The following is a 26,921-nucleotide window of genomic DNA, read 5'->3' as shown; positions in this document are numbered from 1 at the left end:
ATTTTCCGCACAGTCACCATAAAACGACGAATCCCTCCACCTGTTCGCGTGGACTCAGGTGGAGGGATTGGCGAGCATAAAGCTCGATAAAGAACCTTAAGTATCGGTTCTTAGGCAGCCTTCGGAGCGTTGACGTCCTCCGGCAGTGCAGCCTTTGCAGCCTCGCACAGTGCGGAGAATGCCTCGAAGTCGTTTACAGCAAGCTCAGCGAGGATCTTGCGGTCAACCTCGATCTCAGCCAAGCGCAGGCCGTGGATGAGACGGTTGTAGGTGATGTCGTTCATACGGGCAGCAGCGTTGATGCGCTGGATCCACAGCTTGCGGAACTCAGACTTACGAGCACGACGGTCGCGATAAGCGTAAGTCATGGAGTGCAGCCACTGCTCCTTGGCCTTACGGTAGAGGCGGGAGCGCTGGCCGCGGTAGCCCTTAGCGGACTTCAGAATCGCGCGGCGCTTCTTCTTGGCGTTAACTGAGCGCTTTACTCGTGCCACAGTAATACTTCCTTAATCTTTTGTGGGTTTAGTAAGTGGGTTGATTCGGCGCTAATTAGGAGCGGCCGAGCAGGCGCTTGACGCGCTTGACGTCGGAAGGTGCAACGTCCTTGGTGCCCTTGAGACGACGGGTCTGCTTGGATGGCTTGCCCTCCAGCAGGTGGCGGCGGCCAGCCTGCTCACGGCGCAGCTTGCCGGAACCGGTCACCTTGATGCGCTTGGCGGTGCCCTTGTGGGTCTTCTGCTTCATGAGAATTAAGTCCTTAAATCCTAAGTGGAGCTTGGTCTACTTCTTGCCCTTGCGGACGGGTCCAAAAACCATGGTCATGTTGCGACCATCCTGCTTGGGGCGAGACTCGACGATGCCGTACTCGGCGACATCCTCGGCGAGGCGCTCCAGCAGGCGGAAACCAAGTTCCGGACGCGACTGCTCGCGGCCACGGAACATGATGGTTACCTTGACCTTGGAACCCTTCTCCAGGAAGCGCACCACATTGCCCTTCTTGGTTTCATAATCGTGATCATCGATCTTCGGACGGAACTTCTGTTCCTTAACCACAGTCTGCTGTTGGTTCTTACGGGCTTCGCGAGCCTTCTGAGCCTGCTCATACTTAAATTTGCCGTGGTCCATGATCTTGGCTACTGGCGGCTTTGCATTAGGTGCCACCTCGACCAAGTCAAGATCTGCTTCGTATGCAAGCTTGCGAGCATCATCAGTACGGACAATGCCCACCTGTTCACCACCGGGGCCAACAAGACGGACCTCGGGTACTCGGATGCGCTCATTAATGCGAGCTTCAGCGCTGATTGTGGTTCTCCTCGATTAGGGGGTTAGTGATGTGCCTACCGAGACCACAAACGAAATCCCAGTCTGCCAGAAGCAGCCGGGAGCTCTCATAACAACGTTAAGGTATTAACCTCAACCCTTTTACCTTTATCCTACGAAGTCAAAGAACTTCGCGGCTTCAGGTGGGAGAAACTCCGCTTGTGACCCGAGACCTCCTGGAGAAGGTCCTACGGGCGGTAGTGCTGATTACTTTAACACCGGCTCATACAAAATCCAAATCGCAACGCGCCCACACTTTTGACTGCATCCACAACTTGTTTAGATCCGCCTGCACGCTGCAAAGGGTTTTATGTCCCCATCTTCGATGGCTTGCTCCACAAGCTTGTCGACGCCCTTCGCTAGCGCATTGAGAGCCGGCTCAGCATCGCTGAAATCATCCCCCGGCATCACGACTTCGATTGCTAGCCCTACGCTCTGCGGCTCGGCGCCTTTGGTGGTGCGCACGCCGAACTGCCGGTGGGCATACATGCCATCAATCTCAGACAGACCCCATCCGCCCTTTGCACGCGTATCGGGCAGTGCGGAGAGCCCGTTGTCGTGGTAGACGATGAGGTTGTCCATCGCATCATATACATGGCGGGCATGAGCGACGCACGGAAGTGAAGCCCCAAATGCAGCCTGATTTTTCAGCGTCCATGTGGAGTAGCCAAAGGAGTCCTCTACTTTGGCTGGTGCGTCGTATTCGTCGAGCAGGTCTGAAACCGCGCCATTCGCGTCACCGGTTTCCCATTGCACCTGGGTCCACAACGCATATGCGGCGTCATTGTCAGATTGTTCGATTGCCAGATCTATCATCTGCTCATCCGCGCCGACCTCCGACGCTGCAATCGCAATCGGCACTTTGATTGTGGACCAGGTCGGCTCCTCGCCCTTCAGACCACGCTGGACGGATCCAGACTGAGCATCAATAGCAACACCTGCTTCGACACCGTAGCGCTTTTCCACACGGCGAATCACGCGATCCAGTTCTCCAGCTAGACGCAGCGAATCTTCCTCAGCGCTCCGATCTTTAAGCACACCAGCTAAAGCCTCCACAGATTGCAAGGCTTGACCCTGAGCGTCCCCCTCAGGAGCCGTTTGGACATTGTCACAACCGCCCGCTGCTCCTGATAATCCGAAGATAACCAGCGCTGATGTAATCAGCTGGAAGTATCTCACGTGCTTCAATCGAAAGATTCTAGCCTTGTCTAGGGCGCAGCCGCCTCTTACAACAGCTCCTTGAGGTACTGGCCGGTATAAGAGCCTTTCACCTTTGCAACATCCTCGGGAGTACCTTGCGCAACAACGGTTCCTCCACCATCGCCACCTTCCGGACCCATGTCGACAATCCAGTCAGCTACCTTGATTACATCGAGGTTGTGTTCAATGACGAGCACCGAGTTGCCCTTATCAACGAGCCCCTGGATGACGAGCATCAGCTTTCGAATGTCCTCGAAGTGCAGTCCAGTCGTCGGCTCATCGAGGATGTACACGGTACGACCATTGGTTCGCTTCTGCAGCTCAGATGCCAGCTTCACGCGCTGAGCCTCACCACCAGAAAGCGTGGTTGCCGCTTGGCCCAAGCGAACATAGCCCAGTCCGACGTCGACAAGCGTGGCGAGGTAACGATGGATCGAGGTAATCGGCTCAAAGAACTCCGCTGCCTCGGAGATCGGCATGTCAAGAACCTCAGCGATGTTCTTGCCCTTGTAGAGAACCTCAAGCGTCTCACGGTTGTAGCGAGCGCCCTGGCAAACCTCACACGGGACATAAACGTCCGGCAGGAAGTTCATCTCGATCTTCAAGGTGCCGTCACCTTGGCACGCCTCACAGCGACCGCCCTTGACGTTGAAAGAGAAACGGCCAGGTTTATAGCCGCGAACCTTCGCCTCTTGTGTCTCGGCGAAGAGGTTGCGGATCTTGTCGAAGACACCAGTGTAGGTCGCGGGATTAGAACGTGGGGTACGGCCAATTGGGCTTTGGTCCACCTGCACAAGCTTGTCCAAGTGCTCGACGCCCTCTACTCGCTTGGCGCGTCCCGGAACCTGGCGAGCGCGGTTGAGCTTATTGGCCAGAGTCTTCGCCAGAATCTGGTTGACCACCGTCGACTTACCGGAGCCTGAAACACCGGTGATACACACCAGGACGCCCAGTGGAATCTCGACGTCGATGCCCTTGAGGTTGTTCTCACGCGCGCCGACAACCTTGAGGGTTCGGTCCTTATCGATCTCGCGGCGCGAATCCGGCACGGCCAAGACACGTTTGCCGGCCAAGTATTGACCCGTCAGCGACTCCTCAACTTCGAGGATTCCCTCTGGCTCACCTTGATAGACCACCTCGCCGCCATACTCGCCGGCGCGAGGCCCGACGTCGACAAGCCAGTCCGCTTCGCGGATCGTATCTTCGTCGTGCTCGACAACGATGAGGGTGTTGCCGATATCGCGCAGACGCTTCAACGTAGTGATGAGGCGCTGGTTATCGCGCTGGTGCAGGCCGATCGACGGCTCGTCGAGGACGTACAGGACGCCCGCCAAGCCCGAACCAATCTGAGTAGCCAAGCGAATACGCTGCGCCTCGCCACCCGACAACGTCGAAGCGCCGCGGTCCAAGGTCAGGTAGTTCAAGCCCACGTCGAGCAAAAAACGCAGGCGGGCTTGGATCTCCTTGAGCACAGCACCGGCAATAATTTCCTCGCGGTGACCCAAGACTAGTGAATCCAGGAATTCTGCAGCGCTTTCAATGGACAACGCGGACAAACCCGCGATGGACTTCTCGCCGTGAGCAGTGGACTCAAGGCGCACGGCGAGGATCTCCGGACGCAGACGGGTGCCGTTACACGCGTTGCACGCCACGCGGCGCGTGTACTGAAGCAGGCGATCCTTCTGGGAGTCGGAGTCTGCTTGCTCCAGTTTGCGCTCCAAGAAGCCAATGGCGCCCTCGAAAGGCGCATTCCAATTGCGCTGGCGGCCGTAACGATTCTTGTAGCGAACATTGACCTCAATGTCCGTGCCGTAAATGAGGGCGTCACGCTGTTGCTTGGTCAGCTCGGAAACCGGGGTCTTCGGGTCGAAGCCCATGGTCTTAGCCAGGCCCTCGACGAGCTTGACGAAGTAGCGCGAGTTCGGGCTCGAGTGCCACGGCTGAATGGCGTCGACCGCGGGAGCGTCTGGATCTGGAATGAGCAGGTCCACATCAACTTCAAGACGGGTACCGAGGCCATCACAGACCGGGCAAGAACCAAAGGGGGCGTTGAAGGAGAACGCGCGGGGCTCGTATTCCTCGATGGTCAGCGCGTGGCCATTCGGACAAGCGGCTTTTTCGGAGTAGGTGTGAGTGAGCTCCGGGTTATCGATGAAGTCGAGTGTCACCAAACCGTCAGCTAGGCGCAAAGCGGTCTCCACAGAGTCAGTCAAACGTTGCTTCTGGGAAGCTTTGACCTGAAGGCGGTCAACAACGACGTCGATATCGTGCTTGATCTGCTTTTTCAGCGTTGGCGGCTCGGTAAGCTGGTAAACCTCGCCGTCGACGCGCACGCGGGAGTAACCCTGCGATGCGAGATCCGCGAAGAGATCAGCGAACTCACCCTTGCGTTTGCGCACCACCGGCGCGAGAACCTGGAACTTCAGCTTTTCTTCCAGCTCAAGCACGGTATCCACAATCTGCTGCGGCGTTTGCCGCTCGATCACTGCATCGCATTCCGGGCAATGCGGGGTGCCGGCACGTGAGAACAGCAAACGCAGATAATCGTAGATCTCCGTGATGGTGCCCACAGTCGAACGAGGGTTGTGGTTCGTCGATTTCTGGTCGATGGAAACAGCCGGCGAAAGTCCATCGATAAAGTCCACGTCCGGCTTGTCCATCTGGCCCAAGAACATTCGAGCATAAGAGCTCAACGACTCCACGTAGCGCCGCTGGCCCTCTGCGAAAATGGTGTCAAAAGCCAGCGATGACTTGCCAGAACCCGACAAGCCAGTGAAAACCACCATTTTGTCACGCGGCAGGTCGATATCGACGCCTTTGAGGTTGTGCTCGCGAGCTCCACGTACGACCAAACGATCAGCCACTATGTGCGCCTCCTCTTATCGGCCCGCGCTGTGGGGTCAGCGAGGCCAGTAGAAAATGTCTCTCTAAGAATCTACCCGTAGGGTTGGACACATGAGTAACACGCTTTCCCTTCACAGTATTTCCGTCTCCGACATGGACAACAACTGCTACCTGATTTGTTGCGGCGATGAAGCACTGCTTGTCGATGCCGCGGATGATGCGCCGGCAATCCTCCAACTAGCTGCAGACAAGGGCGTGAAGATCACCGCGTTGCTGACGACCCACCGCCACTGGGACCACGTGCGGGCAACAAAAGACATCATCGAGGCCACCGGGGCCACCCACTATGCTTCCTTCCTGGACTCCCCTGCATTGCCCGCACCGGTCGACGTCGATCTGCACCAGGGGGACACGGTTCCATTCGCCGGCCGCGAGTTTCCTGCAATCATCCTGCGTGGCCACACCCCGGGCGGGGCCGCGATTGCCGTGGATATCGATGGCACGACGAACTTGTTTGTCGGCGATTCACTCTTCCCAGGTGGCGTAGGAAAGACCACCTCAGAGGGAGACTTCGTCAGGCTGTACAAGGACGTCAGCGAGCGCATCTTCGACGTCTATCCGGATTCAGCGATTGTCCGACCAGGCCACGGCAAATCTACAACTCTTGGTGAGGAGCGGCCGAAACTCGACGAGTGGTGGGAACGCCGCTGGTAGACACCAAATTCCTCCCCTCTCGGCAGCAAGTAGGGGCGCCCGACTCGCTCCGCGGGCCGGCTTTTTCCGTACACTGGTTTAACGCACATTAATTTACTCAATGAATGGAGCACGTAATGATTCGTAAGTTTGCCCGCCCGATGCTGGCTTCGGTTTTCGTATGGGACGGTGTCGATACTCTCCGTAACGCTTCCGACCACGTAGCGGAAACGGAGTCCGTGCTCAACCGTCTGCGTAAGGTCGTTCCAGCCCAGTACGCCGGTTACATTCCCAATGACCCTGAGCTCGCAGCCCGCGCAATCGGCGGCCTCAAGGTCGGCGCCGGTTCCACGCTTGCGCTGGGCAAGGCACCGCGCACCTCCGCCGCAGTTCTCGCATTGTCTACCCTGCCTAACCTGCTTGGCCGGAACGCTTTCTGGGAAGCTGAGACCACCGAGGAGAAGAACGACCGCCGCAACGGTTTCCTCACCAACACCGCTCTGCTAGGCGCGCTCTTTATCGCGACCCAGGACACCGAGGGTAAGCCTTCCCTGCGCTGGCGCGCATCCAAGACTGCGGAGCGCACCAACAAGAAGATTCAGCAGGCTCTGCCCACCAAGTCCGAGCAGCAGAAGTTCGCTGACAACATCTCTGACCGCGCGGATGACTTCTCCTCCAAGGCCACCGACTGGTTCGAGGGCGCCAAGGAATACGTCGATGACAACAAGGATGACTGGCAAGCGACCGGCAAGGGTCTCGTAGACACTGCTCGCTCTTTCATCGAAGACAGCGCCGAGCAGGCTCGTAACTTCATCGATGACAACAAGGATGACTGGCTGTCTGCAGCTCAGGACAACGCCAAGCTGGCACGCAAGAGCGCTGTCAAGGCTGCTACGAAGGCACAGTCCCGAGCTGACGATGCTCTAGCCAAGGTAGACACCAAGTCCAACAAGCGCGCAGTTAAGAAGGCAACCAAGCGCGCCGAGAAGCTTCAGGCTGAAGCTTCCAAGAAGATCGACAAGGCCATCAAGAAGTTCGGCGACCGCCTGAACTAAGCCTTTAACCCTCAGCGGCCCAGCAAGGTATGCTGGGCCGTTGTTGTTTTTCCAACCGTGTCCGCACGGTCCACATGCATCGAAATTTTGGGAGCAGAGTGTCTTCACCAGAGTTGTCTAACGCCAAGTCGCCGCAGGGACCAGTGACGAATGAGACCGCACGCGAAATTAACGCGGAACAAGAATACGTCGATAATCTCTTCTCCCGGCTCGACCGAGAAGTTGCCTTGGCCAATGAGAAGCTAAACGAGGTCCAGAAAGACGTCGACCCGCATACTCCAGACGCAGACGCGCTCATCCGCCGTGAAACGGAGTACCACGGCCTGCAAGCGAAGTTGGACCGCCTTAATCTGGCTCAGCTCGGCTTAGTCTTTGGGCGCATAGACATCGACGCCCCCGGCGACAATCCCACCGAAGAAGGCCTCGACCGCAGGTATATCGGCAGGATGGGCCTGGATGCTCGTGAGGACGACTACCGGACGCTCCTCCTCGACTGGCGTGCACCAATGGCCCGCCCCTTCTACCTTGCGACCACAGCGCAGCCAGAAGGCGTCACCGTCCGCCGACACATTCGTACCAAAGGCCGCCTCGTTACGGACATCAACGATGAGGTCCTCTCAGGTACAGGCGCGGCGTCGGAAAGCGCAGGCGTTGCCAGTGAATCCGCGCTCTACCAAGCACTCCAGCGAGCACGTACGGGTCACATGGAATCCATCGTGGAGACCATCCAGCGCGAACAAGATGAGATCATCCGCGACAATACCCGCGGCGTCCTCGTAGTTGAGGGCGGACCCGGCACAGGAAAGACCGCAGTGGCGCTCCATAGAGTGGCGTATCTGCTCTACACCCATCGCGAACAACTGGCTGCCACTGGCGTGCTCATCGTCGGCCCGAACTCCACCTTCTTGGACTACATCTCCCGCGTTCTTCCGGAACTCGGCGAGACCGGCGTGGTTCTTTCCACCGTGGGTGACCTGTTCCCAGGCATCACGCCAACCCATCAAGAGCCACTACTCGGGCGCGAGATCAAGGGTTCTGAAGCAATGGTGGATATCCTGTCCGCCGCGGTGAAGAACTACCAGACCCTCCCCACTGACACCCAGTGCATTACCGCAGAGCACTTGGAATTGGATATCGATGCTGCAATGGTCAAGGCGGCACGCACTCGTGCCCGGCGCTCCCGCAAACCGCACAACGATGCGCGAGCAGCATTTTCTGAGCATCTCATCGAGTCCCTCGCACAACAGATGGCACAGAAAATTGGTGCGGACCCGTTGGGCGGTCAGAATCTCCTGTCCCGCGCCGACGTCGATCAGCTGCATGACGATCTGGTGGATGAGCCGCAGGTGCAGCAACTCATCGACCAGTTTTGGCCCACCCTTGACCCGCGCACAGTTCTGGCTGATCTCTTGTCCTCCCAGGAGCAAATTGACGCTGCCGCCAGCGACTATGATTCTGAGACCCGTGAAGCCCTGTACCGCGCGCAAGGTGATGCGTGGACTGCATCGGATGCGGCCTTGTTGGACGAACTAGCGGTCCTCATCGGTATGCCAAACCCAGAGGAGGAGAAGGCAGCCGCGGACAAAGCCTGGCGTGAACAGGTTGCCGATGCGGAGGATGCGCTCGATATTCTGACTTCCTCTGACTCGACCGACAACGATGACGACATGTTCGATGCGGAGATCTTGTCCGCACACGACGTCATCGACGCAGAGACCCTCGCGCGCCGCCAGGAAGTAAGCGACAACCGCACCACGGCCGAACGTGCGCAGGAGGATTACACCTGGGCTTACGGACACATCATCGTTGACGAAGCGCAAGAACTCAGCCCCATGGAGTGGCGGATGCTATTCCGTCGCAGCCCTTCCCGGTGGATGACGCTTGTGGGTGACACCGCGCAGACTGGCGCTCCTGCTGGAGTTGATGACTGGGCTGAAGCCTTAGAACCTTTTGTAGCGAAGCGTTTCCGGCATCATCAATTGACCGTCAACTACCGCACTCCCCAGCCAATTGCAGATTTGGCCAATTCGTTATTGGAGCTTATTAACCCCCAATCGACGCCCGCCGTGGCGGTTCGAGATGGTGCGCCCGTCGAATTTGCGACAGAGACACAAGACTACGAACCCGGCACTTTCACAGACAAAGATGGCCGCCTGAATGCTGTTATCACGCGGGAAAACGTCGAGGACATTAAAGGACTTGAGTTCGACCATGTGGTCGTAGTGGATCCTGACGACATCGTTGCGGCCTCTCCACAAGGCTTGCAAAATCTGTACGTTGCGGTAACTCGCGCCACGCAATCCTTGACGTTGGTCGGACGGTGGCAGGAAATCTTCCACTAGTCTGGTAGGCATGGCTTTATCTGACATCGCACGTAAAATTGAACGCGCTTCCAACTCGGCAGCTTTGCGACGTTCCACCCGCAAAGGCTGGGTACCCAAGCTTTCGGGTTATGCCGGATATGGCAACACCGAGTTTGTTCACGTCTTGGGCCGTGTTCTCATGCATGACCCTGAGTCCGCAGAAAATGAGACTTGGGCACAGCGAGGCTACCGGCAGTTCTTTACTGTCCAGGTGGCCAACCTCGATGTTTCAGTGACCGTAAACGGAAAGACTGTAACCGGGCACACTAACTACAACGGCTACGTGGACATTTTGGTTCATGAGCATGGCCTTGCGGCCGGCTGGCACGAAGTCACTATTGATGCTGCAGGCGCAGAGCCAATCACCGCTGAGGTACTCATTGTCTCGGAAGACTCGCCTCTAGGCGTGGTCAGCGACATCGATGACACTGTTATGGTGACGTGGCTTCCACGCGCTATGACGGCAGCTTGGAATTCCTGGGTCAAGCGAACCAACACCCGTCAACCTGTAGAGGGCATGGCTGGGTTCTACCAAGAGCTGCGTGCCAAGCACCCCGACATGCCGTTCATTTACTTGTCCACGGGTGCATGGAATACCTACGATACCTTGGTCACCTTCATGGAAAACAACGGCTTCCCTAAGGGGCCATTGCTATTGACGGACTGGGGACCAACTCCTACCGGTCTCTTCCGCAACGGTCAGGAGCACAAACGCGTGCAGCTACGTAACCTCTTCATCGCTTTCCCATGGATGAAGTGGCTGCTTATTGGTGACGACGGGCAGCATGACCCGCTCACCTATGGCGACGCCGCCAACGAGCACCCGGACCGGGTAGCGGCGGTAGCAATACGCAACCTCTCCCCGCAAGAGCAACTGCTCTCCCACGGTTCTTTAGCACCACTCGCGGACGCGAATGAGGAAGGCTCTTTTTCGATTCCCCTAATTCAGGGCGAAAATGGCCAAACCTTGGCTGCCAAGATGCGCGTAATCGAGCCCGAAATCAACAGTGAGGTGTACGGCTCCGACAGCTAAGACACCAACACTGTGTCCGGTCCCGGTGCATAGGCCGGCGAGCACAGCGGATTAAAAGCAAAAATAAAGGCCTAGGGTTCCTCAGTGAGGAGTCCTAGGCCTTATCTGCTGCCGCTTGGGCGGCACCCGTTCTTAGTTCACGGTGTGGACGATCATTACGTCGCAATCGGACTGGCGAGCAACATCGGCCGGAACGGAACCCAGCAGACGGCCGGTCAGCGAGTTGATGCCGCGGTTACCGACGATGAGCAGGTCAGCGTTGTTGTCGTTGACGATGGACATCAGTGCCTGAACTGGGGTGCCAGGGCGAACGGCGGTCTCGACCTTAGCAACACCGAACTTCTCGGCGTGCTCCTTGCCCGCCTGCAGGTTAGCCTCTGCCTTCTCGTCACCCAGAATGGTCACGGAATCCTGGCGCAAGGTCTTGGAAGCCTGCTCCTGGTTCTCGTAGTAAGCACAACCGATGATTAGAGTTGCATCGAATGCTGCGGCGATCTTGGCGGCGCGCTCCACTGCGAGGAGGGAGGACTTGGATCCGTCGGTGCCAACCACGATCTTGTTGTAATCGCTCATGATGACCTTTCTTTAGGGGCCTTAGCCCCAAGTGATGATGCAGAATATGCAAATTGCTTATGCTTTAAAGGCGCAATCGCTAGTCTAACAATTTTGTGACTGACTCGTTACTCGACGTGTCAATTTTGACGCATTAATCAACGTGCTGTTTTTCTCACAATTTTGCGACCGTGTCGCCCACGCTTCACTTTTAAGCTCTTTTAGATTCCCGCTTCCTTGAGACCGCGCAGTTCTTTCTTGAGATCCGCAATCTCATCACGTAGCCGGCCCGCCAGCTCAAATTTGAGTTCACGAGCCGCAGCGCCCATCTGGGCTGTGAGGTCGTCGATCAACTTCTGCACCTCATCGACTGCCATTGTGGAGACATCAGGCTTATCCATCAGCGCGGCTGGGTCACTTGCGGCGGCCTCTTCCCCATCGCATTCGTAGACCTGGTCCAGAATGTCCGCGATCTTCTTACGCAACGGCTGCGGGTCAATTCCGTGTTCCTCGTTATAGGCAATTTGCTTCGCGCGGCGTCGCTCGGTTTCCTCAATGGCTTCCTGCATCGAGTCAGTTATCTTGTCCGCGTACATAATGACCTCGCCTGAGACATTTCGCGCTGCACGGCCAATGGTCTGGATAAGTGACGTCGTCGAGCGCAGAAAGCCCTCCTTATCGGCATCAAGGATGGCCACCAAGGAAACCTCAGGAAGGTCAAGTCCCTCACGCAGCAGGTTGATGCCCACGAGGACGTCGTACTCGCCCAAGCGCAGCTGGCGCAACAGCTCCACGCGCTGCAAGGTATCGATGTCTGAGTGGAGATAGCGAACCTTAACGCCGTGCTCCAACAGGTAATCCGTGAGGTCCTCGGCCATGCGCTTGGTAAGCGTGGTGACGAGCACACGTTCTTGCTTTGCCGTGCGTTGCCGAATCTCATCGATGAGATCGTCGATCTGGCCCTTGGTCGGCTTGACTGTGACTTTCGGATCAATAAGGCCGGTTGGGCGAATAACCTGCTCCACGTACTCGCCTTGGGAGGCCGTGAGCTCGAAGTTGCCTGGGGTTGCGGACATGTAGACGGTCTGGCCAACGCGTTCTTCGAATTCGTCGAAGGTTAGCGGACGGTTGTCCGTAGCTGACGGCAGGCGGAACCCGAATTCCACAAGGTTGCGCTTGCGGGACATGTCGCCTTCGAACATGCCGCCAATCTGCGGAACGGTTACGTGAGACTCGTCAATGATGGTCAGGAAGTCCTCTGGGAAGTAGTCCAGCAGCGTAGCTGGTGCGGAACCTGCCGGGCGCCCGTCAATGTGGCGGGAGTAGTTCTCAATGCCGGAACAGAAGCCAACCTGCTCAATCATCTCTAGGTCGTACTCGGTACGCATGCGCAGACGCTGCGCCTCTAGTAACTTGCCGCGGTTTTCTAGGTCGGCGAGCCGCTCGGCAAGTTCCGCCTTGATATCTTCCACTGCCTTTGCCATGCGTTCTGGACCAGCCACATAGTGCGTAGCTGGAAAGATTCGCACCTCGTCGACGCGCTCGAGGACGTCGCCCGTCAGCGGATGGATGTAATAGAGCTCGTCAACATCATCACCAAAGAACTCAATGCGTACCGCACGTTCCTCGTAGGCCGGGATGATGTCGACCGTATCGCCCTTCACGCGGAAAGTACCACGAGTAAAGCCCACATCGTTGCGCTCATATTGAATATCCACAAGCAGGCGCAGGAAGCGGTCGCGGTCGATTTCCTCGCCTTCCTCGATTATCACCGAACGGTCTAAATAGGATTGCGGCGTGCCCAGACCGTAGATACAAGACACGGAGGAAACAACAACAACGTCGCGGCGAGAAAGCAGTGCGGAGGTCGCGGAGTGGCGCAGGCGTTCGACGTCCTCGTTAATGGAGGAATCCTTCTCAATGTAGGTATCCGTCTGCGCGATATAGGCCTCTGGTTGGTAGTAGTCGTAGTAAGAGACGAAGTACTCCACCGCATTGTGTGGGAGCAGCTGGCGCAGCTCGTTAGCCAATTGCGCTGCCAAGGTCTTGTTTGGGGCCATGACGAGCGTGGGACGCTGTTGCTTTTCAATGAGCCACGCTGCTGTAGCTGATTTGCCTGTACCGGTTGCACCCATGAGCACAACATCGCGCTCGCCTCTACTGAGACGCTCGTCGAGCTCAGCGATGGCAGCCGGCTGGTCGCCTGAGGGCTGAAACTCTGACTCCACCTTGAATTCCGCGGATCGCCGCTCCACCTCTCCAACGGGACGGTGTTCAGAGACGGGCAAAATGGGGTGTTCTGCTGCAAAAGCCATGACGGCCAGTCTAGCGCTATTTCTTGGCAATCATTGCGCGGCTAAACGCGCTTTATCGTGTTCGTCCGCCTAGGGCAAAGAAGCACGGACCGACTGCACCCAGATTTCCAACTCCCCTGTTGTTTCCCACAGCGCATAAACAGGCGAGCTTTCAGGCTCCAAGGTCGAATTAATCTTCTTTCGCAACCACGCTCGCGACTGCGGAGTACAAATCGACTTCAATTCCTTAGCTGACACGCCGTTGGGCAGCCGGTCCTGCGGAGTATTCACTAGCGCTCCCAGCGCAATAACCTTTTCAGCTTCATCTACGTCAAGGGGACTATCAGCGCAGGATCTCTTGAAATGCTCGAAATCGAAGGTGCCATCACGAAGCTCCGCAAGCAACTCACAAGCGGCATGATTATCAAATGGCCCTACGTCCCACGTCCCCATAGGAGCAGACACTAAGAAACCAAAATGAACACAAAAAGAGAACTGCGTAAATTTTATCTAGAGCAGTAATGAAAATTAGTTGTCTTAAGAAAAGCCTTCAGCAATCTATTTCTTAGCGGCGATTTCATGAACCACGCGTTCAACTTGCCCAGGAAGTTCCTCAAGGGCACCGTTGTTATCAATGACAAAGTCAGCGACTGCCAGCCGTGCGTCATCCGAAATCTGCGCTGCGATCCGGCGCCGCGCATCGGTCTCATCAAGACCGCGAAACTCCACGAGGCGCTGCACACGCGTGGCCACATCCACGTCGACCACGATGGTGTAATCCATCCCAGTGTGGAGACCCTTGTCCACGAGCAACGGCATGTCATACACCACAAATTCCTCGCCAGCGCTGCGGGCAGCGTCGAACCGCCGCTGAGTCTCTGCCTCGATTCGTGGGTGCGTAATGTCGTTGAGGCGCTGCGTCGACGCGGCGTCGCCAAACGCGCGTGCGGCCAGAAGACCGCGGTTCAGGCTTCCGTCCTCGCGGATAATGTCAGCGCCAAAAGCCTCAGCAAGCTCTGTCAGTGCCGGCTCGCCTGGCTCAACGATGTCCCGCGCGATCTGGTCCGCGTCGACCACAGTCCAGCCCTGTTCCTTGAGCAAACGCGCAACGGTGGACTTTCCGCTTCCGATGCCGCCAGTGAGTCCGATGAGTTTCATAAAGGTTCAGATTACGCGAAAAGGCCGCATCCTGCGTTCAAATAAGAACGAAGGATGCGGCCTACATTCAGCTAGGCGCTGTTTAAGCCTTGAAAGTTAAGGCTTAGTTGCCAGCGAGCTTGTCGCGCAGAGCAGCGAGCTGCTCGTCGGAAGCCAGGGAGCCGCCAACCTCAGCCGGTGCCTCGGATGCCGGAGCTGCATCGTTGGACTCGGAGGAGTAGTTGGAGGACTCGTTAGCCTCTGCAGCCTCAGCGGCTGCGGCACGGTTGCGCTCGATCTGAGCGGTGTGCAGGTTGAAGCGACGCTCGGACTCGGCGTAGCGGGCCTCCCAAGCCTGACGCTGCTCGTCGAAGCCCTCGAGCCACTCGTTGGTCTCTGGGTCGAAGCCCTCTGGGAAGACGTAGTTGCCCTGCTCGTCGTAGGAGTCAGCCATGCCGTACTTGGACGGATCGAACTCTTCGGTGTAGTCCTCGTCTGCCTGCTTAACAGACAGGGAGATACGACGACGCTCGAGATCGATGTCGATGACCTTGACCATAACTTCCTGACCAACGGTGACAACCTGGTCTGGAACCTCGACGTGGCGCTGAGCCAGCTCGGAGATGTGAACCAGGCCCTCGATGCCCTCCTCGACACGAACGAATGCGCCGAACGGAACGAGCTTGGTGACCTTGCCCGGGACGATCTGGCCCACAGCGTGGGTGCGGGCGAATACGCGCCACGGATCTTCCTGGGTAGCCTTCAGAGAGAGGGAAACGCGCTCGCGGTCGAGATCAACGTCGAGAACCTCAACGGTGACTTCGTCACCAACGGTGACAACCTCGGACGGGTGGTCGATGTGCTTCCAAGACAGCTCGGAAACGTGAACCAGGCCGTCGACACCGCCGAGATCGACAAATGCACCGAAGTTGACGATGGAGGAAACAACGCCCTTGCGGACCTGGCCCTTCTGCAGCTGGTGCAGGAACTCGGAGCGAACCTCAGACTGGGTCTGCTCGAGGAATGCACGGCGGGACAGAACAACGTTGTTACGCTGCTTGTCGAGCTCGATGATCTTTGCTTCCAGCTCCTGGCCGATGTATGGCTCCAGGTCGCGGACGCGACGCATCTCGACGAGGGAAGCAGGCAGGAAGCCACGCAGGCCGATGTCCAGAATCAGGCCGCCCTTGACGACCTCGATAACGGTACCGGTAACTGGCTCTTCCTTGGCGTGCAGCTCCTCGACTGCGCCCCAAGCGCGCTCGTACTGTGCGCGCTTCTTGGACAGGATCAGACGGCCTTCCTTGTCCTCCTTGGTGAGAACAAGTGCGTCGATCTGATCGCCGACCTCGACGACCTCATCCGGGTCGACGTCGTGCTTGATGGACAGCTCGCGGGACGGGATGACGCCTTCGGTCTTGTATCCGATGTCGAGCAGGACCTCGTCGTGGTCAACCTTGACCACGGTGCCCTCGACGATGTCACCATCGTTGAAGTACTTGATGGTTGCGTCAACAGCAGCGAGGAAGTCCTCAGCGGTTCCGATGTCGTTGATCGCAACCTGAGGGGTGTTAGAAGTTGGCATATGTAGAAATGCTCCGAAGTGATGTAGGAGATCGTAATTGGACAGTTACGAGTCTCTCGAAAAGCATCTCTAAACAGGCCAAATGGCGATGGTTTAGGATGGATTCCGATCCCGCCGTAACGATGTATAAAGCCCTCCTACGGAAGCCTTAGACAACCTACGGCATAGACACGCCCGTACAACACTACATCCGCGCAGCTAAAACGGCAAGTATACACGCGGAACGCGCATTCAAGGAGCCCTTCAGTGTCTGCTGATTCACAGTCCCCCGCGCCACGCTTCTCCCCGTCGTACGCGAATCGTCAATTCTGGGACAGCGACGCCCGCAATTATCATGCGGCACACGAGGAATATTTGTCCTCGTTTTACTGGTGTCCCGAGATGCTACACGAGGAGCAGGCGCAGTTGCTTGGCGACGTCTCTACTTCCACAGTTTTGGAACTCGGGTGCGGCTCTGCGCCGTGTACTGCGTGGTTGCAAGGACGCGCGCGGTTTGCCACGGGCTTCGATATTTCGCGCGGGATGCTGGCACACGCGCCTGGGGGCTTGCCGCTTGTGCAGGCTAATGTGTTGGCGCTTCCCTACTCCAACGATTCATTCGACGTGGTGTTCTCAGCCTTTGGCGCCCTTCCTTTCATTGCCAACATCGACCAAGCCTTGGCGGAGGTGCATCGCGTACTTAAGCCCGGTGGGAGATTCGTGTTCTCCACCAACCACCCGATGCGATGGGTTTTCCCCGACGATCCCGCGAACCTCACCGCGGAGTTGCCGTATTTCGACCGCGCCTATATCGAGAGCGACGCGGAGGGAAACCTCACCTACGCTGAGTTCCACCGCACCGTAGGCGACTGGCTGCGCGCGCTACAAACCCGCGGCGGATTCCTGATTGAAGACATCCTCGAGCCCGAGTGGCCGGAGGACCTTGACCTGACTTGGGGCCAGTGGTCAAGGGAGCGTGGCGAGATTTTCCCGGGAACAATCATTTTTGTCTGTGTCAGACAATGATCACAGTCTGCGTCAGACGACACTCACGGTCTGTGGCAGTTGCTCGCCATTGTCTAGCGCAGACACCCGTTGAGTAGGCTCTACTGCATGCAGATTTTGGTTAAGGAACGCCTCGGTATCACGCTGCGCCGTGTTGTGGCTTGGTGGATTGATGCCTTCCTCGCCGCGGCCATCATCATCGTGGTGCGGTGGAGCGTGAATGCGCTTTTCGACGCCCCGATAACCGGGCGAGTAGGCGCGATCTACGACATCGCGGCCCTCGCTGTGGTCTTTTACCTTTATCGAGTGATCTGCGAGGCACGCACCCAGACCTCGCTTGGAAAGTGGTCCTTGCAGCTCGAAGTCATCACAGACAAACCCGGATGGTGGAGCGCGGCCCTGCGCAACGCCTGGATTCTGCTGACCCTGATTTCCTTAACCGGGGTCCCTCACGTCGAGACTATCGTGCTCGGAATCCTTGGTCTCTCCGTGTTGACCACTGGTCAAACGCCTTTCGACATGGTGGCTAACTGTCTCGTCGAACGCCGCCAGCGCGCGGCGTAGCGCGGCCCCGCGCGTGGAGTTGCGGGGCCGGTCCTGTCGAGTGACTGACCAGTGATTGCCGCGCCTTAGTGCGCTGCGGCGTCCCAATCCTTGCCCGCGCCGGCGGAAACCTCCAGCGGCACGGTGAGTTCAATTGCGGAGTCCATCTCGCGCTCAAGAATCTTCTTAACCTCATCCGCCTCCCCCGGCGCAACTTCGACGACAAGTTCGTCGTGCACCTGGAGTAGCACTCGGGACTTAAGTTCGCGCAGCGCATTATCGACGCGAATCATGGCTACCTTGATGATGTCGGCTGCGGTGCCCTGGATAGGGGCGTTGAGCGCTGCGCGCTCGGCGTTCTCACGCGCGAGGCGATTATCCGAGTTGAGTTCAGGGAGGTAACGGCGTCGCCCGAACACGGTTGCTGTGTATCCGTCCTTGCGTGCCTTCTCCACCACGTTATCTAGGTAGCGCTTCACGCCACCGAAGCGCTCGAAGTAGTTTTCCATGATTTCTTTAGCTTCACGCGCAGGAATGCCCAGCTGCTGGGAAAGACCAAAGGCAGACAGACCGTAGACCAGACCATAGGACATGGCCTTCACGCGGCGACGCAGCTCTGGGGTGACCTCGTCGACGGGCACGTCGAAGACCTTAGCCCCCACGTAGTTGTGCAGATCCTCCCCTGCCCGGTAAGCCTCGATGAGACCGGGGTCCTCAGATAGGTGAGCCATGACGCGCATTTCGATCTGTGAGTAGTCGGCAGTCATCAAGGTTTCAAAGCCCTCGCCCACGATGAATGCAGAACGGATCTGACGGCCCGCCTCCGTGCGCACAGGAATGTTCTGCAGGTTGGGTTCCGTCGAAGACAAACGGCCTGTCGATGCCACCGTTTGATTGAAGGTAGTGTGAATTCGGCCGTCTGGCTGCACAGTCTTGATGAGACCTTCGAGGGTGGTCTTCATCTTCTGGTACTCACGGTGTGCTAACAGGTGATCAAGGAACGGGTGCGGGTGGTTCACGGCAAGCTGCTCAATCTCTTTGGCAGCCGTGGAATAGCCCGTCTTGGTCTTCTTGGTCTTTGGCATCTCGAAAGTTTCGAAGAGCACGGCCTGCAACTGCTTAGGTGAGTTCAGGTTCAGCGAGTCGTCGCCAGCCAGCTCACGAGCAGCACGTTCCTGCTCGGCTACCTGCTCAATGAAGGCGTCGAGCTGAGTTTCCAGAATCTCCACGTCCACGGCAATACCGGTGGCCTCCATGCGGGCCAAGATTCCCACGAGCGGAAGCTCGAGGTCGGTGTAGAGCTCAAAGGAATCGATGGCTTGCAGCTGCTTTGTCAGTTCTGCGGCCAGCTCCATGATGGCTGCGGCCTGGTCCACCAGGGACGTATCGTCTAGCAGTGACAGCTGATCGCTGGCTTGACCGAGCGTCTTCTTAAGGTGTCGTTGATAAACATCTGACAGCTCATAGGTGCGCTGCCCAGGGCGCAGCAGGTACGCAGCAATTGCAGTGTCGTGCGCAATGCCGCGCAGCTCGATGCCACGGCCAGCAAGCATATGGAACGCTGCTTTGGCCTCGTGGAAATACTTGGGCGCATCCGAATTAAGCCACTGGGCGAGTGCTGCATCGTCTTCGGCGCTGAGTTCGCCGAGCTCGAGCTGCATGCCGTGGAAATCGGCGTCGACAAGCGCAATTGCGCTCGCGTCCCCGCGGCCCGGACGCCCGTCGCCCTGTACGAACACAGCGACGTCCTTTTTGCCCTTGAGCCACTGCTTCAGCGGCGCATCGACGATCTCCGTCTCCTGCGTAGGCACTTCTGTTTGTGCAGGTGCCTCACCACCGTCATTTGGAATCGCATCAAGGACACGCTCGCGGAGCCCGCCGCCGAACTCGAGCGCGTCAAAACGCTCCGCAACCTCAGACACTGCTGCACCCTTGAACTGCAGATCCGCCGGGGCCACCTCCAGATCCATGTCTGTGATCATCTGGGTCAGTTTGCGGTTCATGCGCACCTGCTCGATGCGATCGCGGAAGTTCTGTCCCGCCACGCCCTTAATATCTTCGGCATGCTCGATGAGGCCCTCGAGGGAGCCGTACTCGAGAATCCACTTGGTTGCGGTCTTCTCACCTACCTTCGGAACCGACGGCAAGTTATCGGAGGGGTCGCCACGCAGCGCAGCGAAGTCCGGATATTGCCGAGGGGTCAAGCCATACTTCTCCACCACTGCATCCGGGGTGAAGCGGTGCAGGGTCGATACGCCGCGCATCGGGTACAGGACTGTGGTGTCCTCGTTAACCAGTTGCAGGTAGTCGCGGTCACCGGTGACGATGAGGGTTTCAAAATCCGTGGCCTGGGTTGCCAGGGTGGCTACGATATCGTCGGCCTCAAAGTTCTCACGTGACAGTGTCGTAATGCCCAGAGTGCCCAGCACCTCGCGAATGAGATCGACCTGGCCGCGGAATTCCTCTGGGGCGGCTTCCCGCTGCGCCTTGTATTCGGGAAACATCTCGGTACGGAAGGTCTTGCGGCCCACATCGAAGGCAACGCCCACATACTCGGGCCTTTCCTCGGCGATAATGTTCGCAAGCATCGAAAGGAATCCGTACACCGCGTTGGTGTGCTGGCCGCCCGACGTTGCGAAGTTTTCAGCAGGCAGCGCATAGAAGGCGCGGAAGGCCATGGAGTGGCCGTCAATGAGCAGAAGTCGCGGTTTGTTGCTGGAGTTTTTGGTCGTCGAAGAAGTCACTCGCCCCATCTTAGAGCCTTTACCCCCACCTGATTAGTATTTGGTTCGACGACTGCGCTAAACTTCATTTCAGTCAACACAACGTTGCACGCCCCTGTAGCCCAATTGGCAGAGGCAATGGATTCAAAACCCATTCAGTGTGAGTTCGAGTCTCACCAGGGGCACCAACAAACCCTCGCATCCGTGCGCTTTATCGCCTAGGTGCGAGGGTTTTCACATCGCAGAAACTATGCGCGTTCAACGGTGCCAGTTCTCACGGGCTGCGCGCGCCAAAACACGGCAGCCCTTGGGAGGGAGTAGCCAGCTGCGCTTTCACCACCTATCCCCTAATTCCCCCAGAGCAAAAGCCGTGTTTTCCGTATCTGTGCGCAGCTCAATCAATGCTTTAGCAGCAAACAGGCTTTTGCTTAGAGGAGGGTCTATGAATAATATAAGACTGAAGGTATTTATCGTGTAATGTCGGCACCGCGGATTAAATGAATTAATCAGCATTTTGAGTAAATTCTTGAACCATTACGGCACGTCAGAACGAGAATGAGAGCACCAAGAGGTTAGTTTCGAAAACATGCAATTTGTACTCAACGCCATTCGCGGCGCACTCATTGGCTCGGCTGAATTAGTTCCTGGCATCTCGGGCGGCACGGTTGCGCTCATCGTGGGCATCTACGAACGCGCGCTGCACAATGCTAACTTCCTCATCTCAGGCCGGCTCAAGAAGGTTGAATGGGGTTTCCTCGCGTCGGTTGCGGTCGGCATGTTCGCGGCCGTTTTTGGATTCTCCACGATTCTCCATAACTTCGTCGAAAATCAGGTCTCCGTGTCCAACGCATTATTCCTCGGAATGGTGGCCGTCTCCATTTTCGTGCCTTTGACAATGATCGACAGGGACGAGCGATTCAAGCCTTCTTCAATAGTGGCCTTTATCGTCTCAGCAGCAGCAATTTTCTTCGTGACCGGTTTTACTTCGGATCCTGTTGAGAACCCATCGCTCATCGTCGTCTTCTTCGCCGCGATGGTCGCCGTGTGTGCTTTAGTCCTCCCCGGTGTTTCTGGCTCCCTGATTTTGCTCACCATGGGTCTTTATCAGCCAATTATCGGTGCTGTTTCAGACCGCGAGATGAGCACCATCGCTGTCTTTGCGTTAGGCGCACTTTGCGGACTTGCTGCATTTGTGAAGGTGCTCAACTACCTTCTGGACAACCATCGTGCACCAACCCTGGCAGCTATGGCCGGCTTCATGCTCGGCTCGCTGCGTGCGCTGTGGCCATGGGGTGCGGACCAAGATGCTTCGAGTGGCCTCATTGTGGTGATGCTTATCTTGGGAGCAATCATCGTTTCGATCTTCATTTTTATTGACGCCCGCAAGGCTAAGAACTACCACGTGCCAGAAAAGCAAGGCTAAGACCATGTACAAAAAGATTGCTGCCAGCGGCGGGTTACTCGCGTGCGCGATGCTCGCTGCTGGCTGCGTAACAAACGTCGAGTCCTCGACTCCTGACGGCTGGGAAGAACCGCACCTGGACAAAGTTCCAGAAATCGCCGCGCTTTACGACGACGCCGATGGAGTCCTGACGGCAGGCACTAACCCTCCCTTTGCACCATTCGAGTTCAAAGACTCCGATGGCGCAATCGTCGGCGTGGAGATGGACATGATGAAGGCTATCGCCGACATCTTGGGCCTTGAATTCCAGCCTGTTGAGCAGGACTTCTCGATGATCCTGCCGGCCGTCCAGTCGGGTCAGATCGATATCGGCGCATCTGGCTTTACCGACAACGAGGAACGCCGAAAGAACTTCGACTTCATCGACCACCTCTACGCAGGAATCCAGTGGGCGGAACGAACAGACGGTATCAAACGCGTCGACCCTTCGAACCCGTGCGGGCTGACCGTGGCGGTTCAACGCACCACCGTCTCAGAGACAGACGACGTCATTCCCAAGAAGGACGCATGCGGCGGCTTCCTCCGCATCCTTTCCTACGATACGAGCGACAACGCTGCGCTCGCCGTCATCATGGGCCGCGCCGACGCAATGTCCGCTGACTCCCCTGTTTCCTCGTGGGCTGTCAACCGTTCCGACGGAAAAATGCGAATGGTCGGTGGCATGTTTGACGCCGCACCTTATGGCTTCGCTGTACCTAAAGACTCGAAGCTTGGCCCCGCAGTCGCCGCGGCGCTCAACCATCTCATCGAAACCGGTGAATACCAGAAGATCTTGAAACGCTGGGGCATCAGCGATGGCCTCGTGAAAGAGGCAATGATTAATGAAAGGCCAGTCAATGACTAATCCATCACAGGCCCCTAAAGCAGCCAAGTCGGCACGGTCTAAAAAGGCTGCTGAGCCCAAAGAGATTCAAGCACGCCCACTCCGCCACCCCTGGCGCTGGGTTTTTGCCACGATTCTGGTGTTGCTCGGCGTCTGGTTTGTTATCAGTTCCGCCCGCAACGAAGCCTTCGGCTGGGATACCTATTTCCAGTACCTCTTCGATAGCCGCATTGCAGTTGCTTCCCTGCACACCTTGGCCATTACAGCACTGGCGATGATCATCGGCGTCGTAGGCGGTGCCATCCTCGCTGTGATGCGGATGTCACCGAACCCAGTTCTCCAAGGCGTCGCCTGGCTCTTCCTCTGGATCTTCCGCGGCACCCCGGTCTATGTGCAGTTGGTGTTCTGGGGTCTGCTTTCTGCTTTGTACCAGTCCATCAACCTTGGTTTCACTGAGATTTCGCTCGCCAGCGTTTTGACCAACGCCTTCCTGCTTTCGGTCTTGGGCTTGGGCCTTAACGAGGCTGCGTACATGGCCGAGATTGTACGTTCTGGTATCTCAGCCGTTCCCGAAGGCCAGAAGGAAGCCTCTAAAGCACTTGGTATGGGCTGGTGGATGACCATGCGCCGCACCGTCCTTCCACAGGCAATGCGCATCATCATTCCGCCAACAGGCAACGAGTTCATCTCCTTGCTGAAGACCTCCTCGTTGGTCGTGGCAGTTCCGTATACCTACGAGATCTTCGGCCGCGCTACGGACATTTCTGCAGCGCTTTTCGAGCCAATTCCGCTGCTCCTCGTGGCAGCAACCTGGTACCTCGTCATCACCTCCCTGCTGATGCTCGCGCAGTACTTCTTGGAGCGTCGTTTCGACCGCGGTGCTACTCGTGAGCTCACTGCTCGCCAGCTCGCCGCGCTTGCCGACGCCGAGGGCACCATCCCCCGCAACGTTTCCGTCATCCCGGAGGTTAAAAAGTAATGGCAACGCCAATGATTTCCGCACAGAACGTGCACAAGTCCTTCGGAAGCCTCAACGTGCTCAAAGGCATTACCTTGGAAGTTCAGCCCGGCGAGGTTGCGTGCCTTCTCGGCCCTTCGGGCTCCGGTAAGTCTACGTTCCTGCGTTGCTGCAACCACCTTGAAAAGGTTACGGCAGGCAGGCTCTACGTAGATGGTGACCTCATCGGTTATCGTGAGCGTGACGGAGCGCTGTATGAGATTTCCGAGAAGGAAGCAGCAGCCCAGCGCGCAGACATCGGCATGGTTTTCCAGCAGTTTAACCTCTTCGCGCACCGCACGGTCCTCGAGAACATCATCGAGGCTCCCGTCCATGTTAAAAAGCAGCCTGTGGAACAAGCAAAAAAGCGCGCCATGGAGCTACTCGAGCAGGTGGGCCTTGCGCATAAGGCTGACGCCTACCCAGTACAACTCTCCGGTGGCCAGCAACAGCGTGTTGCTATCGCTCGCTCCGTGGCGATGGACCCGAAGCTGATGCTTTTCGACGAGCCGACTTCAGCTCTCGACCCTGAGCTGGTGGGCGAAGTCCTGCGCGTCATGAAGGAACTCGCTGCGGGCGGCATGACCATGCTGGTGGTCACCCACGAAATGGGATTTGCCCGAGAAGTCGCCGACAAGATTTTCTTCATGGACGGCGGCCAAGTCATCGAATCTGGCACTCCGGAGCAGGTCATCGACAACCCGCAGCACCCGCGCACCCAGGAGTTCCTCTCCTCGCTCCTCTAAGCCCCTGTGGGCCCCTCTTGTGGGCCCCTACAGTGGCCCACACACAGCAAAAGCGCTGTTACCTTTCAGTAGGTAACAGCGCTTTTGCTTTGCTCAATGCGGCTTAGTCTTGAGAATCGAACTCGTTTTCAAAATCTTGTGCCGGCGCCTCTTCGGCTGCCACAGACATCGGGTTATCGGCCGACTGGGCCTGGATAACGTCATCCAACACAGCGTGGATATAAGGCGGAGCCTGGTCATTTGAATACTCGGAGGCTAGCTCAACGCCCTCGACTAGCGCCGTGGCGTTGGGAACATCCTCATTGAAGAGGATCTCCCACACGGCCACGCGCATGATGGCGCGGTCCACTGCTGGAATACGGTGCAGCTCCCAGTCCGCGGAGAGGTAGCGCTCGATGGTCTCGTCGATGACGTCGAGTTCTTCAGCGGCACCCTTGACGATGATCTGCGTGTACTCAGCGACTGGGGCTACGCCATTGTCATGATCGCGTGCCAGCGAGACTCGATCCTCGATGATGGCCACGGGATCAACATCACGGTTTTCAGCCTCGTACATGATGTCAGCAGCACGACGGCGCGCGCGGTAGCGGGCCGTGTGGCGCTTGTAATTGACGTCTTTTTGCTCAGACACGAAGAAACCCTAGCGTTCTTAGTTGTTGACGCGGGAGAGGTACTCGCCGGTACGGGTATCGATCTTGAGAACGTTGCCGATCTCGATGAAGAGTGGAACCTGGATCTCCGCACCGGTCTCGAGGGTAGCTGGCTTGGTGCCACCGGAGGAACGATCGCCCTGCAGACCTGGCTCGGTGTGCTCAACCTTGAGGTCGACGGAGATTGGCAGCTCGCCGAAGAGAGCCTCACCCTCGTGGAAGGAAACCTGCACGCGCATGTTCTCGAGCAGGAACTTGCCTGCGTCACCGAACTTGTCGAAAGGCAGCTCGAACTGCTCGTAGGTCTTGTCGTCCATGACGACGTAGTTCTGACCATCGTTGTACAGGTAGGTCATATCGCGGCGATCCACCGTTGCGGTCTCAACCTTGACGCCTGCGTTGAAGGTCTTGTCGGTGACCTTGCCGGAAACAACGTCCTTGAGCTTGGTGCGCACGAATGCTGGGCCCTTGCCCGGCTTCACGTGCTGGAACTCAATAATCTGCTGCAGCTTGTTGTCAATCTTGAGAACGAGTCCGTTCTTGAAATCGGTGGTATCAGCCATGGATCAAACTCCCAGTTAAAATAGTGGTGAAAACAGTGTTCCAGCATACCTTATGCGGCCACGCTGGCATAACAGGGGCCGCGCGAAAGTACGCACGGCCTGTAGGCAAATTTTCCCAAGCGTCCTAGAGGATCTGCAGTTCCTTCGGGAATGCGGTGATAATTTTCGGCGCGCCGCCCGTAATGATGAGGGTATCCTCAATGCGCACACCACCCTTCCCGGGAACGTAAATACCCGGCTCAATGGTCAGGGTCATCCCCTCAGCCAGTTCACCGGTTCCCGTCTTAGCTGCAGACGGTCCTTCGTGAACGTCTAGTCCAATACCGTGGCCGGTGGAGTGAACGAAGTACTCGCCGTAGCCGGCTTCCTCGATGATGTCGCGGCACGCTGCGTCGACGTCGAAGAGCTTTGCGCCAGGCACGGCAGCCTTAACGCCCGCCAATTGCGCGCGCAGGACAACGTCGTAGATTTCACGCGAAAACTCGTTTGGCTCGCCGACAGCGAAGGTACGGGTGCAATCGGAGTTAAAACCACGCAGGTGCGCGCCGAAATCGATGGTGACGAGGTCACCACTTTCAAGAGCGCGATCATCAGCGCCGTGATGTGGCTTGGCGGAGTTAGGGCCAGAGGCGACGATGGTATCGAAGCTCACTCGCTCCGAGCCCAGCTGGCGCATGCGATACTCAAGGTCCGCAGCAATCTGGCGCTCGGTGCGCCCCACCGCGATCTCCCCGGCAGCAACGAGGCCTTCGAGGGCTTCGTTTGCCAACGCTGCGATCTGCTCAAGGCGCTCTAGTTCAACTGGATCCTTTACCAGACGGATCTTTTCGATAACGCCAGAAATAGGAACGAGTACAACGTCCTCTGGCGCTGCCTTCTTTAGCGCTTCAAGCTGCGAAACTGAAACATAGTCTGCTTCAAAGGCAACACGCAATGGCCCTTCAACGCGCTTGAGAAGTTCCGGACCCACAGCGCGGCCGAGGATGGCCTCCAGGTCAGGTACTTCCTCGGCAATCTGCGTGGTGTAACGGCCGTCGGTTGCCATGATGGCGGATAGGTCCTTGCGCAGGAAGAGTCCACCGTTAGAGCCAGAAAAGCCCGAGAGGTAACGCACGTGTGTCAGATGGGTGACCAAAACAGCGTCGATGCGCTGACCGGCAAGCTCCGCTGCGAGTTTGCGGCGGCGATTGCTAAAGCGAGTATCTGCGAGTGCCATGTGGTGTCCCTTCGTCAATGTTTGATACCTCATGGTATCGCGCGGGTCACAGAGATACATCAAGGATCACCGATATCTCGCAGTCTTTGCTTTTTCTGCCCGTAGCATTGACCACTTCGGGACTATTTTTGCCGCATT

The 26,921-nt window shown here is 57.4% G+C and carries 24 protein-coding genes and 1 tRNA gene; 11 read left to right on the top strand and 14 right to left on the bottom strand.

What is annotated here, in order from left to right; genetic code table 11:
• Positions 1-110 precede the first annotated feature (110 nt).
• The 5 genes from rplT to uvrA all read right to left on the bottom strand — a co-directional run bounded on the left by rplT (position 111) and on the right by uvrA (position 5,384).
• Positions 111-494, bottom strand: coding sequence for a 50S ribosomal protein L20 (gene rplT / locus HMPREF3153_RS01335; protein WP_005323264.1), 384 nt, complete (start codon positions 492-494; stop codon positions 111-113).
• 55 nt (positions 495-549) lie between these two features.
• Positions 550-744, bottom strand: a complete 195-nt coding sequence (gene rpmI, locus HMPREF3153_RS01330; RefSeq protein ID WP_046646844.1) for a 50S ribosomal protein L35 — start codon at positions 742-744, stop codon at positions 550-552.
• 36 nt (positions 745-780) lie between these two features.
• Positions 781-1,302, bottom strand: a complete 522-nt coding sequence (gene infC, locus HMPREF3153_RS01325; RefSeq protein WP_080974097.1) for a translation initiation factor IF-3 — start codon at positions 1,300-1,302, stop codon at positions 781-783.
• 297 nt (positions 1,303-1,599) lie between these two features.
• A complete protein-coding gene (locus HMPREF3153_RS01320; RefSeq protein WP_246817142.1) occupies positions 1,600-2,499 on the bottom strand; it encodes a serine hydrolase in 900 nt (299 codons plus the stop codon).
• A gap of 47 nt (positions 2,500-2,546) precedes the next feature.
• Positions 2,547-5,384: an excinuclease ABC subunit UvrA gene (gene uvrA / locus HMPREF3153_RS01315; RefSeq protein WP_070419815.1), complete on the bottom strand. Its 2,838-nt coding sequence runs from the start codon at positions 5,382-5,384 to the stop codon at positions 2,547-2,549.
• 91 nt (positions 5,385-5,475) lie between these two features.
• On the opposite strand from uvrA, the gene HMPREF3153_RS01310 reads away from it, so the two are divergent.
• The 4 genes from HMPREF3153_RS01310 (at position 5,476) to HMPREF3153_RS01295 (ending at position 10,508) form a co-directional block, all read left to right on the top strand.
• Positions 5,476-6,078 carry an MBL fold metallo-hydrolase gene (locus HMPREF3153_RS01310; protein ID WP_070419814.1) on the top strand — a complete coding sequence of 201 codons (603 nt, stop codon included), beginning with the start codon at positions 5,476-5,478 and terminating at the stop codon, positions 6,076-6,078.
• A gap of 116 nt (positions 6,079-6,194) precedes the next feature.
• Positions 6,195-7,112 carry a DoxX family protein gene (locus tag HMPREF3153_RS01305; RefSeq protein WP_070419813.1) on the top strand — a complete coding sequence of 306 codons (918 nt, stop codon included), beginning with the start codon at positions 6,195-6,197 and terminating at the stop codon, positions 7,110-7,112.
• Positions 7,113-7,186: 74 nt separating this feature from the next.
• Complete coding sequence (locus HMPREF3153_RS01300; RefSeq protein WP_371440891.1) at positions 7,187-9,454, top strand: HelD family protein; 2,268 nt, start codon at positions 7,187-7,189, stop codon at positions 9,452-9,454.
• A gap of 10 nt (positions 9,455-9,464) precedes the next feature.
• Entirely contained in the window at positions 9,465-10,508 is a 1,044-nt protein-coding gene (locus tag HMPREF3153_RS01295; RefSeq protein WP_070419812.1) for an App1 family protein, read from the top strand.
• 132 nt (positions 10,509-10,640) lie between these two features.
• Here HMPREF3153_RS01295 and HMPREF3153_RS01290 read toward each other — a convergent pair whose 3' ends face one another.
• The 5 genes from HMPREF3153_RS01290 to rpsA form a co-directional block, all read right to left on the bottom strand.
• Positions 10,641-11,081, bottom strand: a complete 441-nt coding sequence (locus HMPREF3153_RS01290) for a universal stress protein (RefSeq protein ID WP_005529320.1) — start codon at positions 11,079-11,081, stop codon at positions 10,641-10,643.
• 200 nt (positions 11,082-11,281) lie between these two features.
• Entirely contained in the window at positions 11,282-13,375 is a 2,094-nt protein-coding gene (uvrB, locus tag HMPREF3153_RS01285; protein WP_070419811.1) for an excinuclease ABC subunit UvrB, read from the bottom strand.
• A 69-nt stretch (positions 13,376-13,444) separates the two neighbouring features.
• Positions 13,445-13,807, bottom strand: coding sequence for a DUF4259 domain-containing protein (locus HMPREF3153_RS01280; protein ID WP_005529317.1), 363 nt, complete (start codon positions 13,805-13,807; stop codon positions 13,445-13,447).
• A gap of 105 nt (positions 13,808-13,912) precedes the next feature.
• The gene (gene coaE, locus HMPREF3153_RS01275; protein WP_070419810.1) at positions 13,913-14,512 is read right to left on the bottom strand and encodes a dephospho-CoA kinase; all 600 of its coding nucleotides are present in this window, start codon (positions 14,510-14,512) and stop codon (positions 13,913-13,915) included.
• Positions 14,513-14,615: 103 nt separating this feature from the next.
• Positions 14,616-16,076: a 30S ribosomal protein S1 gene (gene rpsA, locus HMPREF3153_RS01270; RefSeq protein WP_049063996.1), complete on the bottom strand. Its 1,461-nt coding sequence runs from the start codon at positions 16,074-16,076 to the stop codon at positions 14,616-14,618.
• A gap of 246 nt (positions 16,077-16,322) precedes the next feature.
• Between rpsA and HMPREF3153_RS01265 the strand changes: the two genes are divergently transcribed.
• Both HMPREF3153_RS01265 and HMPREF3153_RS01260 read left to right on the top strand, forming a co-directional pair.
• Entirely contained in the window at positions 16,323-17,081 is a 759-nt protein-coding gene (locus HMPREF3153_RS01265; protein ID WP_070419809.1) for a class I SAM-dependent DNA methyltransferase, read from the top strand.
• 87 nt (positions 17,082-17,168) lie between these two features.
• A complete protein-coding gene (locus HMPREF3153_RS01260; protein ID WP_046646834.1) occupies positions 17,169-17,624 on the top strand; it encodes an RDD family protein in 456 nt (151 codons plus the stop codon).
• A 65-nt stretch (positions 17,625-17,689) separates the two neighbouring features.
• On the opposite strand, the gene polA is transcribed toward HMPREF3153_RS01260, so the two are convergent.
• Entirely contained in the window at positions 17,690-20,356 is a 2,667-nt protein-coding gene (polA, locus tag HMPREF3153_RS01255; protein ID WP_070419808.1) for a DNA polymerase I, read from the bottom strand.
• 81 nt (positions 20,357-20,437) lie between these two features.
• Between polA and HMPREF3153_RS01250 the strand changes: the two genes are divergently transcribed.
• The 5 genes from HMPREF3153_RS01250 (at position 20,438) to HMPREF3153_RS01230 (ending at position 24,354) form a co-directional block, all read left to right on the top strand.
• Positions 20,438-20,514, top strand: a tRNA-Leu gene (locus HMPREF3153_RS01250).
• Between the two features lie 398 nt (positions 20,515-20,912).
• Positions 20,913-21,749, top strand: a complete 837-nt coding sequence (locus HMPREF3153_RS01245; RefSeq protein ID WP_070419807.1) for a DUF368 domain-containing protein — start codon at positions 20,913-20,915, stop codon at positions 21,747-21,749.
• A gap of 4 nt (positions 21,750-21,753) precedes the next feature.
• Positions 21,754-22,632 carry an ABC transporter substrate-binding protein gene (locus HMPREF3153_RS01240; protein ID WP_070419806.1) on the top strand — a complete coding sequence of 293 codons (879 nt, stop codon included), beginning with the start codon at positions 21,754-21,756 and terminating at the stop codon, positions 22,630-22,632.
• Positions 22,625-23,590: an amino acid ABC transporter permease gene (locus HMPREF3153_RS01235; RefSeq protein ID WP_046646831.1), complete on the top strand. Its 966-nt coding sequence runs from the start codon at positions 22,625-22,627 to the stop codon at positions 23,588-23,590. Before HMPREF3153_RS01240 ends, HMPREF3153_RS01235 begins: the two co-directional genes overlap by 8 nt.
• Positions 23,590-24,354, top strand: coding sequence for an amino acid ABC transporter ATP-binding protein (locus HMPREF3153_RS01230; RefSeq protein ID WP_070419805.1), 765 nt, complete (start codon positions 23,590-23,592; stop codon positions 24,352-24,354). The genes HMPREF3153_RS01235 and HMPREF3153_RS01230 overlap by 1 nt, the downstream gene beginning before the upstream one ends.
• Positions 24,355-24,457: 103 nt before the next feature.
• On the opposite strand, the gene nusB is transcribed toward HMPREF3153_RS01230, so the two are convergent.
• The 3 genes from nusB to HMPREF3153_RS01215 all read right to left on the bottom strand — a co-directional run bounded on the left by nusB (position 24,458) and on the right by HMPREF3153_RS01215 (position 26,783).
• On the bottom strand, positions 24,458-24,985 hold the full coding sequence (gene nusB, locus HMPREF3153_RS01225) for a transcription antitermination factor NusB (RefSeq protein WP_005529297.1): 528 nt from the start codon (positions 24,983-24,985) through the stop codon (positions 24,458-24,460).
• An 18-nt stretch (positions 24,986-25,003) separates the two neighbouring features.
• A complete protein-coding gene (gene efp, locus HMPREF3153_RS01220) occupies positions 25,004-25,567 on the bottom strand; it encodes an elongation factor P (protein ID WP_005529296.1) in 564 nt (187 codons plus the stop codon).
• Positions 25,568-25,691: 124 nt separating this feature from the next.
• Complete coding sequence (locus HMPREF3153_RS01215) at positions 25,692-26,783, bottom strand: M24 family metallopeptidase (RefSeq protein WP_070419804.1); 1,092 nt, start codon at positions 26,781-26,783, stop codon at positions 25,692-25,694.
• Positions 26,784-26,921: the final 138 nt, after the last annotated feature.

This window comes from Corynebacterium sp. HMSC06C06, assembly GCF_001807295.1.
Lineage (GTDB): Bacteria > Actinomycetota > Actinomycetes > Mycobacteriales > Mycobacteriaceae > Corynebacterium > Corynebacterium striatum.
The sequence above is the reverse complement of the archived record's forward strand: the minus strand, read 5'-3'. Positions and strand labels throughout refer to the sequence as shown.